Annotated in this window: 13 protein-coding genes; 11 read left to right on the plus strand and 2 right to left on the minus strand. The window is 34.1% G+C overall.

Annotation, left to right across the window (positions count from 1 at the left end; all coding sequences use genetic code 11):
- Nucleotides 1–91 precede the first annotated feature (91 nt).
- Both RV04_RS02325 and RV04_RS02330 read left to right on the plus strand, forming a co-directional pair.
- Nucleotides 92–463 (plus strand): phage holin family protein, encoded by a 372-nt coding sequence (locus RV04_RS02325; protein ID WP_071856862.1) that lies wholly within the window; start codon nucleotides 92–94, stop codon nucleotides 461–463.
- An 85-nt stretch (nucleotides 464–548) separates the two neighbouring features.
- Nucleotides 549–2,894: a helicase C-terminal domain-containing protein gene (locus tag RV04_RS02330; RefSeq protein ID WP_071856863.1), complete on the plus strand. Its 2,346-nt coding sequence runs from the start codon at nucleotides 549–551 to the stop codon at nucleotides 2,892–2,894.
- Between the two features lie 48 nt (nucleotides 2,895–2,942).
- Here the strand turns inward: RV04_RS02330 and RV04_RS02335 are convergent, their stop codons facing one another.
- Nucleotides 2,943–3,434: a YajQ family cyclic di-GMP-binding protein gene (locus RV04_RS02335; protein WP_071856864.1), complete on the minus strand. Its 492-nt coding sequence runs from the start codon at nucleotides 3,432–3,434 to the stop codon at nucleotides 2,943–2,945.
- Nucleotides 3,435–3,673: 239 nt separating this feature from the next.
- Between RV04_RS02335 and RV04_RS02340 the strand changes: the two genes are divergently transcribed.
- From RV04_RS02340 to RV04_RS02380, 9 genes are all read left to right on the plus strand, one after another.
- Nucleotides 3,674–4,585, plus strand: coding sequence for a YitT family protein (locus RV04_RS02340; RefSeq protein ID WP_071856865.1), 912 nt, complete (start codon nucleotides 3,674–3,676; stop codon nucleotides 4,583–4,585).
- A gap of 86 nt (nucleotides 4,586–4,671) precedes the next feature.
- Complete coding sequence (locus RV04_RS02345) at nucleotides 4,672–5,013, plus strand: metal-sulfur cluster assembly factor (protein WP_071856866.1); 342 nt, start codon at nucleotides 4,672–4,674, stop codon at nucleotides 5,011–5,013.
- 357 nt (nucleotides 5,014–5,370) lie between these two features.
- On the plus strand, nucleotides 5,371–5,778 hold the full coding sequence (locus RV04_RS02350) for a MarR family winged helix-turn-helix transcriptional regulator (RefSeq protein WP_071856867.1): 408 nt from the start codon (nucleotides 5,371–5,373) through the stop codon (nucleotides 5,776–5,778).
- A 14-nt stretch (nucleotides 5,779–5,792) separates the two neighbouring features.
- Entirely contained in the window at nucleotides 5,793–6,431 is a 639-nt protein-coding gene (locus tag RV04_RS02355; RefSeq protein WP_071856868.1) for a nitroreductase family protein, read from the plus strand.
- Between the two features lie 16 nt (nucleotides 6,432–6,447).
- Nucleotides 6,448–6,738 carry a putative quinol monooxygenase gene (locus tag RV04_RS02360; RefSeq protein ID WP_071856869.1) on the plus strand — a complete coding sequence of 97 codons (291 nt, stop codon included), beginning with the start codon at nucleotides 6,448–6,450 and terminating at the stop codon, nucleotides 6,736–6,738.
- Nucleotides 6,739–6,889: 151 nt separating this feature from the next.
- Nucleotides 6,890–7,333, plus strand: coding sequence for a DUF3290 domain-containing protein (locus RV04_RS02365; protein ID WP_071856870.1), 444 nt, complete (start codon nucleotides 6,890–6,892; stop codon nucleotides 7,331–7,333).
- A 12-nt stretch (nucleotides 7,334–7,345) separates the two neighbouring features.
- Nucleotides 7,346–7,981, plus strand: coding sequence for a DUF421 domain-containing protein (locus RV04_RS02370; RefSeq protein ID WP_071856871.1), 636 nt, complete (start codon nucleotides 7,346–7,348; stop codon nucleotides 7,979–7,981).
- Nucleotides 7,982–8,239: 258 nt separating this feature from the next.
- Nucleotides 8,240–10,192 (plus strand): LTA synthase family protein, encoded by a 1,953-nt coding sequence (locus tag RV04_RS02375; RefSeq protein ID WP_071856872.1) that lies wholly within the window; start codon nucleotides 8,240–8,242, stop codon nucleotides 10,190–10,192.
- Nucleotides 10,193–10,205: 13 nt separating this feature from the next.
- Complete coding sequence (locus RV04_RS02380; protein ID WP_071856873.1) at nucleotides 10,206–12,251, plus strand: glycosyltransferase family 2 protein; 2,046 nt, start codon at nucleotides 10,206–10,208, stop codon at nucleotides 12,249–12,251.
- Nucleotides 12,252–12,307: 56 nt separating this feature from the next.
- On the opposite strand, the gene RV04_RS02385 is transcribed toward RV04_RS02380, so the two are convergent.
- On the minus strand, nucleotides 12,308–12,862 hold the full coding sequence (locus RV04_RS02385) for a hypothetical protein (RefSeq protein WP_071856874.1): 555 nt from the start codon (nucleotides 12,860–12,862) through the stop codon (nucleotides 12,308–12,310).
- Between the last annotated feature and the right edge of the window lie 30 nt (nucleotides 12,863–12,892).

Below are 12,892 nucleotides of genomic sequence, written 5' to 3' on the forward strand. Positions count from 1 at the left end.
ACCTTAAAAGCTAAAAAGATAAACGATTCCAATTCACTTATTGAACGATGAAATAGAAATAGTCGTTAGTTTGATGGAGGAGGAGAAGCACATGAATGATTGGGTAAAAATGATCGAAGCAGAACCACGTTTATTATTTGTATTGTCTTTGATATCTGTAGCAATGTTACTAGATTTATTGACTGGGTTGATTGCCGCTAAAATTTTAAAACAACTCTCATCAAAAATCGGGATCAATGGTTTGTTACGTAAAATTGCTAGTATTTTATTGTTGTTATTCTTCTTACCAGTGTCTAGTTTGATTCCTTTACAGATTGGGAGTGCACTTTTATATGCTTTTTATTTGTCATTTTTAATGTTGGAGCTTCATTCGATTCTTGAAAACTACGAAAAAATGGGTATCAAAACAATTATTTTTCAGAAATTTTTAGCCTATTTTACAAATAAAGATGAAGAAGAGTAAAACTTGACGATAAAGCAAAAATCTTCTATGGTTGAACAGCTAAAGAAATTACTTTTAGTAAATTAACGTGCAAGAAGGTGAACAGGTGACAGTCAGAAAGATTGCGATTCGTGAACTGGTAGAATTTATTTTGCGCAGTGGGAGTATCGATGAGGGGGAAAATAGTAATCATACTCCACAAGAAGGTGCACGTATTCATCGCAAATTACAAAAAGAAGCTGGCAAAGGTTATCAAAAAGAAGTTTGGTTGAAAAAACCACTTGAAATTGCCAATGCAACGGTTCAAATCGAAGGGCGTGCCGATGGTATTTATATCGAAGATGACCAAGTTTATATCGATGAGATCAAGACTTCTGAAACACCTTTTGAAGAATTAGAAGAAGGCATTATCAACTTGTATTTTAATCAAGCGATGGTGTACGCCTACATATATAGTGAACAAGAAGAACTTACTCAAATTGGAACTCGTTTAACGTATTATCAAACAATCGAAGAAAAAATCACTTATCAGATCCGTATTTTTACATTTGCTGAACTGAAAAATTTTTTCGAAGACTTAATTGAGAAGTATGAAAACTGGTTAGTCTTTCAAATGGATTGGCGAGAAACACGTAACGATTCTTTAAAGGATTTAGTATTTCCTTTTGATGCTTATCGTGCGGGACAACGTGAACTAGCTGCAGCAGTTTATAAAACTATTCACGCGCAACAAAAACTGTATGTTGAGGCACCGACTGGGACAGGAAAAACGATGTCGACACTTTTTCCAACGTTTAAAGCGATGGGCGAAGGCTTAGGGGAACGAATTTTTTATTTGACTGCAAAGACAATTACTCGTCAAGTTGCAGAAGAGACTGTTAAAAAAATTACACAAAAAGAAGCACGAGTTAAAAGTGTGACCTTGACTGCGAAGGACAAAATTTGTTTTTTGACAGAACGAAATTGTACACCGGAACATTGCCCATTTGCTAATGGCTATTATGACCGAGTCAATGATGGCTTATGGGATATGTTGAATAACGACGATCAATATACACGACCAGTGATCGAAAAATACGCGCGTAAACATGAATTGTGTCCTTTTGAATTATCATTAGATATTAGTCGCTTCAGTGATTTAGTTATTGGAGATTATAATTACTTGTATGATCCAACAGTTTATCTCCGCCGTTTTTTTGAAGAAGAAAACAAAACGAATTTAGTGCTGGTTGACGAAGCGCATAATTTAGTTAATCGTTCAAAAGAAATGTACTCTGCAAGTATTTCACGTAAGAATCTTGATAGTATTAGCGACGATTTGGATAAAACTTTTAAAAAACTTAAAAAAGCTTTTATAAAGGTTGATAATGAATTTGAATTGATTTATCAATCTTTAGATGGAGAAGCGTATCATCACCAAGCGGCCGCACCGGAAAGTTTGATCAATAGTTTATTCAAATTACAAGAACGAATCAAAGAATGGTTGGCTGAAAACCCAGATCATCCAATCCAACAAAAAATGTTGCCAGTCTATTTTGAGATTATCCGTTTTACTAGAATGAGTGAATTGTATGATGACCATTATCAAACGACTGTTGAATTTAAGAATTATGATTTGATTGTTAAGGAGTACTGTATCGATCCTTCTTGGTTTTTAGAACAGACGATGGATAAAGTTGGGAGCAGCATTTTATTTTCAGCTAGTTTCTCACCGCTAGATTATTATCAAGAAGTTTTAGGTGGGGGCGAGGAGAGTCTAACCTATCGATTGCTGAGTCCATTTCCCAGTGATAATCGGTTAGTGATGGTGGATGCAGGTATCCAAACTACCTATCAAAATCGCACACAAAGTATTCCCAAAATTGCTGCTTCAATCGAAAAATTGGCCAGTACAAAAACAGGTAATTATATGGTTTTTTTCCCTTCTTTTCAATATTTAGATCAAGTAGTAGCTTATTTTCATGAGGCTTATCCAGAATATACGATCCAGATTCAAGGGTCTAAGCTGAATGAACAAGAGCGTGAAGAATTTTTAGCAGCTTTTGTTGATCAGCCAGAACAGACAATGATTGGTTTTTGTGTTTTAGGTGGAATATTCTCTGAAGGAATCGATTTAGTTGGCGAGCGTTTGATTGGGACAATCGTTGTTGGTGTAGGATTGCCGCAAGTAAACCATGAACAAGAACTGATCAAAGAATATTATGATGAAAAAAGAGGTCAAGGATTTAGTTATGCTTATCAACTGCCTGGAATGAATAAAGTCATTCAAGCAGCAGGACGTGTTATCCGCACAATGTCGGATCAAGGAATCATTCTACTGCTAGACCAGCGTTATACAAATCCACATTATCAAAAATTATTACCCGTCAGTTGGGCAGATCGAAAGGTGATCTATGGGCCAGCGGCAGTAGAGCGAACAGCTAAGCGGTTTTGGAATTCTAAAAACAAATAAAAATAAGCTAAAACAAAAGTAATTTTACCTTTTGTTTTAGCTTATTTTTTAGCGATAATTTGTAAATTGTATATCTACAGGTAAGTCAAGATCCCTTACTAAGGCGATAACTTTTTGTAAATCATCTCGATTCTTACCAGTGATTCTAAGTTGGTCTTCTTGAATCTGACTTTTTACTTTTAGCTTACTGTTTTTAATGGCAGTATTGATTTTTTTAGCTACGTCTTTATCGATACCGCTAACTAAGTCAGCTGTTTGGCGGGCATTTCCCCCAAGCGCATGTTCGGAGTCAGAGAATTGGATATTCTTGAGTGGCACACCACGTTTGATCAATTTACTAAACAAAACATCTTTGACTTGTTCGATTTTGTAGTCATCTTCGGCCTTGATCACTAATTGATTCCCTTCAAGCGTAATATCAAAAACGCTACCTTTAAAATCGAACCGATTTTTTAATTCTTTCAAAGCGATTTGAATCCCATTTTTAACTTCTTCTTTATTTAACTCAGAAACGATATCAAAACTTGCATCTTTTGCCATGGAAATCCTCCTTGATTATGAATTTTAGAATGAAATTTTTGTTATGGTAGACCAATGCAATCACACAATATTCTGAAATTTTAGACAGTAGAAGTGTTATGCAACGCTATTTCTTATAGTTTATCAAAAAATGATAAGAAAGCCATGATTATTCTCAAATAAGTTTTTGAGAATGATTGCTAAATATTAAAATAATCTGTTACTCTATTAGAGGTTTCTATTTAAAGGGGGATTAGCGGATGCAACGAGTTATCAATTATACAACGAAGGACATGGCGAAAAAAATCATCGTCATTTTGTTTACCGGTTTGACCGGTGCGGTAGGATTGAATTATTTTTTAATTCCAGCCAATGTATTTTCAGCAGGTATGACCGGGATCGCACAGATTTTAGGACACTTATTTTTAAATTTTGGTTTTTCAATTGATACAGGGATCTTGATTTTTCTTTTGAATGTTCCAGTATTTATTTTAGGTTTTATTAAATTAGGAAAATCAGCAATGATCTTAAGTTTTGCCAACGTGATCTCGATGTCTGTTTTCACGACACTGGTTCCTGTCGGACAAGTAACTGATAACGTTTTAATGAATGCGATTACTGGTGGTGTTTTATTAGGTATCGGTGCTGGCTTTTCCTTAAAATTTGGTTTTACGACCGGCGGATTAGACATTGTTTCATTGTTGTTGTCAAAAACAACTGGTCGGACGGTTGGAAATTATATGATGCTATTGAACGGGATGATCGTTGTTGTGGCTGGATTCTTCTTTACGTGGGAAAGTGCACTGTATACAATTATTACGATTTTTACTATGAGTAGTGTGGTTGATTTTATCCATACAAGCCACCAAAAAATGACAGCGTTTATCACTACGAGTAAAAGCAAAGAAATGTGTAGCGCGCTGAGTAATGAATTATTAAGAGGGATGACGGTTATTCCTGGGCGAGGCGGATTCAGCTCAGTAGAAAGAGAAGTCATCATGATTGTTTTGACGCGTTATGAATTGTACACCTTAAAACAAGTCGTTTCAGATGTGGACCCAACCTCGTTTACCAATATTATGGCGACAGATTCAGTAGTAGGGGCTTTCTTAACAGAAGACCAACAAAATCAAATGAAAAAGTCTAAAAATCCAATAACTAAAGATTTATAAATGAGAATCAAAGCGGACTAATTCTCATTTACAAAACTTAATAGATAGAGTAAAATACTGATGAAACTCAAAAGGGAGTGGAACGAATGGAAGAAAATACACAAAAGTATACTGAAGCAGAAGTTGCAGAAATAAAAGAAAATATTTTGACCGCTTTAGAGTCTGTTATCGACCCTGAGTTAGGTATTGATATCGTCAATCTAGGTTTGATCTATGAAGTGGATTTCGAACAAACAGGAAATACAGTCGTAAAAATGACATTGACAACTATGGGCTGTCCATTAGCTGATATTTTAACCGAAAATATCCAATCAGCACTAGGCGAAATTGAAGAAGTCAAGAATGTCGAAGTCAAATTAGTTTGGTACCCAGCGTGGACAACTGATAAAATGAGCCGTTATGCACGAATTGCATTGGGAATTCGCTAAACTTTATCCAATTAATTAAAAAAATTATACAGAACATCTATTTTACACTTCTTGTAAGATAGATGCTTTTTTTGTATACGTAGTTGCGTAATGAGATAGATAAACATCAGGTAAATTTTATTTATTATCAAAAGCTATTCCGAAAGTTCATTCATTTAGTATAAACATGTCGGAACAGTTTGACGATGCCGGCAGAGTGGCAGAGGCGGGCGTAGCTAAATAAAAAAAATTTAGTAGTCGAAATAAAACTGCAGACTTTTTTGTAAAAAATTACAAAAAAGTCTTTGCAATTTTATTTTTTTCGTTTATAGTTGACTAGTCAATTGTTGATGAATCAAATTTAGAGAGGAGAATCCCATGGAGCTTAGAGAAATCAGTAAGTTGTTTTATCGCTTAAAACTTGCGAATCAAGAGATGACCACTAAATTTGAGAAAGAAACAGGTTTTAGTCTTACTCGCTATGAGTTGATGATGTTTTTAAAAGAGCATGGGCAGTGTACGCAGACTATTTTGCAAAATGAATTACTGATCGATAGTGCGGCTGTTACTCGGCATTTAAAAATATTAGAAGAAAAAGACTATGTGACACGCGAAAGAAATAAACAGAATAATCGAGAAGTATTAGTGACGATCACTGATACCGCTTTGAATGACCTAATGACCTGTGAAGAAAACCATACAACAAAGCCGGAAGCAATCGATTTACCGTTAGAGTCAGAAGAAGCAGAAGTATTATTGCGTCTACTAACAAAATTAGTTAAATGAAAGAGGAATGGAATATGTCAAACAACTTAGTAAACAATGATTTTTCAGATATCACTTTTGGAAGAAAATCCGTTCGTGTCTACGACGAAAATTATAAGATCTCACATGAAGAAATGTTAGAGATGATCCAAGAATCAGCCACTGCTCCATCATCAGTCAACATGCAACCTTGGCGTTTTGTCGTGGTTGAAAGCGATGAAGAAAAAGCGAAATTAAAACCATTGATTCGTTTCAATACGCGTCAAAATGATTCATCTTCTGCGATGGTCTTGATTTTTGGGGATATGAATTGTCATGAATACGGGGAAGAAATCTATAACCAAGCAGTTGAAGAAGGTAAGATGCCTGCAGAAGTTAGAGACCAACAGTTAGCTGCCATTATCCCTCATTATGAAAAATTAACGAAAGCACAAATGAATGATGTGGTAAAAATCGATTCAAGTTTGATCGCTATGCAATTTATGTTAGTTGCTCGAGCACACGGCTATGAAACAAATCCCATCGGTGGTTTTGAAGCAGATCAATTAGCTGAAGCATTTGGATTAGATAAAGAACGTTATGTACCAGTTATGATCCTTTCAATCGGTAAAGCAAAAGAAATGGGTTATACTTCTGTACGATTAGCAGCTGAAAAAATTACTGACTTTAAATAGAGTTTGGAGAATAATTATGAAAATCATTCAAGCAACATTTTATATCAAAGAAGAAAAAAGAGCGCAATTTTTAACAGAAGTGACAGCATTGATTGCCGCAACTCGTTCGGAAGAAGGCTGCTTAAGTTACAATTTGTATGAGTCTGTTGAAGCAAAAAATCAATTTGTGATGATCGAAAATTGGGAAAATCAAGCCGCAATCGAACGTCATAATCAAAGTCCATTATTGAAACAATTGTTTGCTAACATGGCAGATTATGCGGCTAAACCGACAGCACTAAGTTTCTCTGAGCCCGTTAAGCAATAAAACAATAAGTATCTATTCAGCAAGCATGATCAATATAGTGATCATGCTTTTTTATTAAACGGCATAAATCACTTACTTTTTCTATTTGTTTGCTATATGATTAAAAAAGTTTTTATAAACAATTTAATAAGATAAATTGGAGGAACGTAAGATGACTTTTTATGGCATCGATTATTTAGAACGGCAATCGAACATCAATGATTATTTAAAATATTTAATTATATTTGGTTCATTATTGATTTTGATCTTAGTTTTTTCGTTGTATATGCGCCATCGGATTCAAACCAAATACCGAGATTTGAGTATCATTTTCTTTCTCATATTGATGTTTGCGTTGGGAGTTCAGTATACAGACTATCGATCAAACCAAACAAAACATTCTCAATCATCACAAATGGTGAATTTTGTTAAACGATTAGCAGCCCAAGAAAAAGTAGATTCAAAGGAAATTTTTGTCAATGCGACGCAATTTTCAGATGGCATCATTGTCAAAATCGATAAGAAATATTTCAAAGTAACATTGAGCAATGACCAAAGCTCCTATACGTTGACTGAAAGCTATTTGATCGACAAAAACGTAAATTATACGAAATAAGGAGCGATGAACATGCAATTGTATAATCCAATTATTATTAAACTGACTTTAGGAATTATTTGTCTAGTTTTTCAGATCAATTTGATGGGAAAAGGAAATTTGGCACCTTCATCTGCGATGGATCAAGTCCAAAATTATGTCTTAGGAGGAATTATTGGTGGCGTCATCTATAATGAATCGATCACCGTGGTTCAATTTGTTTTAGTTCTGATCATTTGGACACTGTTAGTTTTGATTTTAAAATTTGCAAAAGAGCACAATCGTTATATCAAATTTATCGTCGATGGTAAACCAATCACTTTGATCCAAAACGGTCGGGTAAATGTAGGGGACTGTCTAAGAAACGGGATATCTGCCAATGAATTGATGTTCAAATTAAGAGCAAACGGTATTTATGAAGTTGAAAAAATCAAAAGAGCTGTGTTAGAGCAAAATGGCCAACTTACGTTGATCGAATTTGGTGATGAAAATATCAAATATCCGATTATCGTAGATGGACAAGCAAACTTGGATGTTTTAGAATTGATCAATCAAGATGTAGATTGGCTTGAACAACAAGTGATTCAACAAGGTTTTGAGCGAATTCATGATGTCTATTTAGGTGAGTATATCTCGGGACGTTTAAATTTATTTGGCTATGAGAAGTAAAACGCAAGAGTTGGTAGGGTTATTTTCCCCTTACCAGCTCTTTTATTTTATTAAGGAAAAATTGTAATAAGAGCTACATTCCAAAAGCGATAATATCTGAGACGTCAAATCAAAAAAAATTAAAAAATCAGAAAATTTGATTTAATTAAACAATTGCGAAAAATAACACAATTTGATAGCATTTTAATAACAGATAATTAAAAAAATATTTTCTTATTTGTTAATAAAAACATGAGTTTTATAGAAAGGAGTAAGTTATTGAAATTTAATTTTAGTAAAAAAAAATTAGCGCTAATCGGAATGGTTGTCCTTATTTTAGTTATCGGTTGGATTTCAAATGCTGAAATTGCTGAAGAAACAGCACAAAAAAATATATTTTTATTGCTATTACTAATGTTTCTTAGCGTTTCACTGGTATTTAAGTTTGAAAGTATTCCTATAAAAATAAGTTTATTTCTTAAAATAAGTGGGATTTTATTTTCAGTAATTACTATTTTTTTAGGAATCGAGCAGCTTGCCAGTGTTTCAACCAAGACGTTATTGTTTGAAAATCACACAGCCGTACTATATGGTTGCTATTTTATTATTGGAATAACGGCATTGTTTTTTGCTATTAGTGGTTCAATTCCTATTAGTATCATGGGGACAGCTGTCATAGGATGTGTGTTTGGCATTGTTAATTACTATTTACTAGCGTTGCGTGAGCGTCCGTTACTTCCTGAAGATATAAACGGTGTAAGTACTTTAAAGAATATTATTGCGCAGTATCATTTTTATTTAGATCATGATATTTACGAATTCATTCTATTGTTATTATGTATTGCTTTACTTTCACAGTTTTTAATCATCAAATTCACTTATGTTCGCGTAAAATCGTTAACGCGTATCATCTGTTTTATTTTCGCTATATTAGTACCTACGACAATTTATGGGCGTTGGAATGTTCATGGTGTACCAGTAAGCATAAATCATTTTAATATGAAAAAAAGTATGGAACAAAATGGTAGCTTAGTTAATTTTGCGGCAGTTGCTGCTACGAGTGGAGCGAAAAAACCTTCTGGCTATTCTGTAACTCAATTAAAAAAACTATCGAAAAATTATTCTTCTGAATCAATTGATTCGAGCCAAGTAGAACCGGATGTAGTAGTTATCTTAGGCGAAAGTTGGTCGAATCTAACAGCTAGTAAAAAAATAAGGACGAATCAGCCAGTATTGCCCAACTTGGATTCGATCGGTAATACTGATATGACACGTTCGGGCAGGCTGCTAGTCAATGGTTTTGGAGGTGGAACCTCACGTTCTGAATTCGAGTTGTTCACAGGAACAAATGCGCTTTATCGCTTAAGTGAGTCTCCCTATCAATCGTATCAAAATAAACACATTCCTAACTTAGTCAGTAATTTTCGCGACCAAGGGTATGATACTACTGCATTACATACTGAGCGTAAGGAGAATTGGAATCGAGATTCAGCGTATGGAGACTTTGGTTTTACAAAATTTAAAGACGTTGATTATTTCAAAAATCAACCCAACTCTGCTAGAAAAGGGTCATTCATGAGCGATTCGGTATTATACGATGAAACGTTAAATATCTTAAATGAATCAGAAAATCCTCAATTCATATTTTGTATTACTATGCAGACCCATGGTGATTATTCCAGTAGTAATTATCACTCGAAAATAAAAATTAATGAGCCTGAGGGGACCTACCCATTGGCCGAACAATACTTGGGATTAATGAACGACAGTGACCAATCGATTAATGCCTTTCTTGAGAAATTGAGTCAGCGTAAAAGACCAACAGCTGTTCTGATGTTTGGTGATCATACGCCTAAAGTAGAGACGGAATTTTTAAGTGCAGCTTTTGAGAAAAAGGGGAAAACTGGGTATTATGAAACATTCTATAAAATTTGGTCTAATTATAAATTAGCCTCGGTAGATAATGTAAACGCTTCTATTTTGAGCACGAATTATTTAGGAGCTTATTTTTGTGCTACGGCAAATATACCTTTGACTGGTTATCAGAAATACTTAGTAGAAAACGCTAAAGAATATCCAGTTCTAAGCATTTCTAAGACGATGGATAGCCGACATCGCTCGATAGAGTATTCAAAGTTAGAGAATACCCCAATTATAAAAAATCAATCCAAACTACAATACAATTTAATTTTTGATCAAAAAAATCAAATTTCAAAATTTTTTACGAAATGATTAGGAGAAAAAAATGAAAAGAAAACGTAGCACGAAAGATCAAAAAAAACGAAAAAAAAGCTTACTTTATCTAACATTAATTACTTCAGTGATTTATATACTTTGGCGCTTATTTTTTACTTTACCTTTAACCTATGGAGCTTTATCGATTACTGTAGGAGTGGTCTTACTACTATGTGAAGCCTTGACCATTATCGAAACGTTCACACATTTTATTAATACATCGCATGTTAAAATACCTGAAATGCCCATTATTTCATCCGAACAATTCCCTACAGTTGATGTCCTAATTTGTACGCATAATGAAAGTGTTGAATTGCTTTATAAAACATTAAATGGTTGTAGTCATTTGACTTATCCCGATCAAACAAAGGTAGCAATTCATTTATGTGACGATAAAAATCGGGAAGAAATCAAAGAACTAGCTCTTAAGTTTGGTGCACACTATCACGGCTTTGAAGGGAATGAATTTGCTAAAGCAGGTAATTTAAATCATGCACTTAAAAGTGGCAATTGCACAGGAGAATTGGTTGCTGTTTTAGATGCAGATATGATCCCGACAAATGATTTTTTAATGGAAACAGTTCCTTATTTCTTACTACCTAAAATGAAAAAATCTGGTTATAAGTGGCAGTTAAGGACTGAAAAGGAGATCTATGAGGGAAAACCTATTGGCTTTGTTCAGACACGGCAGAGTTTCTACAACTTAGACACTTTTCAACGAAATCTTTATTTAGAAGATCATATTACCAATGAACAAGATTACTTTTATCGAGAAGTAAATCCTTCTCGTATTGCCTCTGGTTCTGCAGCATTTGCGGGATCAAATGTTGTATTTGATCGGGAGGCATTGGATAAAATTAAGGGTTTTGCGACGCATAGTATTACTGAAGATTTGGCAACAAGTATTGAAATAGCGAGTCATGGTTATGAAGGGTTGGCATTAGACAAAGAATTAGCACATGGGTTGTCCCCGGACGATACCAGTTCTTTTATTAAGCAACGTCGTAGATGGAGTCGCGGCTCGGCTCAAAGCATTATTACTCAAAAATTTTTTAAGAGCAATTTGTCATTGAGAAGTAAATTTAATTATTTTACAGCTTATATGTATTGGTGGACCTTCTTTCGTAGATTCGTATTTATTATTTGTCCAATTTTATTTAGTGTTTTTGATATAAAGGTGGCAGATACTAGTCTGCTGAGTTTGCTGATAATGTGGTTACCGTGTTATATCTTTTATAACCACTCTATGAAAATCATGTCTGACTACACGATAAATACAATTCTAAGCTCGATTCAAGATACGATTCAATTTCCGTACATGATTGGATCAATTTTTTTTGGCACCTTGCAAATTCCAGAAAAAAACTTTGAAGTAACTTCTAAAGAAAGTATAAAAGGTCGAAATTCACAATTTCGTTTAGTTTGGCCCTTCATAATTTTGCTTATTCTTTCATTATGGGGAATATATTTAAGTGTGTATCGAATTTTTATACAAGGACATGAAGGCTCGGTAATTGTCTTGTATTGGCTGCTTTATAATCTGTTACCACTCATAAATGCAGTAGTATATTATTATGGTCGTGAATTGGCTCGTGATAGTGAGTTGTATAACATTAAAACAGCCATCATTTGTAAAGGAGAAAGGGGTACCTTTAAAGGAACAACAATTGGAATGAATGAAAATTATATAACCTTCAAATTGCATGAACAAATTGAATTACCTGAGCATGAATTAATAGATTTTACGCTCAAAGCGAATAACTATGAATACAGATTTAGTAATCTTCCGAAGAAGACGGCCAATGATGGGGTTTATTGCTTAGCTGTGGATTTTACTTGTTTAGAAGAAAATCAAAAACGTATTTTTTACCAAATTTTATATGACCGCCCCCATACATTAAATCGAAACATCAAGCTTACTTATTGGTCCGATGTGAGAATCTTAATTATGGCACTGGTGACCCATCGTAAAAAATCCAGAGAAGAAGATCCATTTGAAGATAACGATCAAGATACAAATACGAATGATTTCAATGATATGGATGTACTATACTAAAAAGAAAGCAACGTCTTAATTGAGGACGTTGCTTTCTTTTAGGTTCCAACACTAGCTCACAGATTTAATAATAATTCGGTTCTTTTTCTTGTTGGTTCATTTAATGTAGTTAGTTCTTCATCAATTTTAGCAGCTTTAGCATCTTTTAAACTTAGTAAGCGGTAGATCAATCGTAAATCTTGGCGACGCACTTTGGGAAAGTGCTGAAGTAAGACTTGATTAAAGTCTGTATTCATTTGATTGAGACCGAACAATGGATCTTTTTGGATCGTATAATCGGTTAAAAAACGATCCAGATCATAAACCGCAGCGGCTGAATTTTCAGGGACAAAACCATGTGCCCATGCAACAGTTAGTAAAACAAAGGTATCTGCATCGGATAAATCATGTTGAAATGCGATGATTAAACTTTGTTGGACCATGGTTTGAAGGGTTTCGAAAATTATTGGTTCATTTTTTTTGATGCGTAGAAAGTAGTTTGTGAAGCCATCGCTATTTAACAAATTCAAATCAATGGCTTTGAACCAATTGTAATGATGAGAATTTAAATAACTATAAGTTTTTCCATGTTTTTTTAGTGTTATTGTTGAGAGTTCTTGTTCTGTTTTCATTTTTCTCCAACTTTCGTTTTTTGTTATTAT

It is taken from the genome of Enterococcus hermanniensis (genome assembly GCF_001885945.1).
Taxonomy (GTDB): domain Bacteria; phylum Bacillota; class Bacilli; order Lactobacillales; family Enterococcaceae; genus Enterococcus_A; species Enterococcus_A hermanniensis.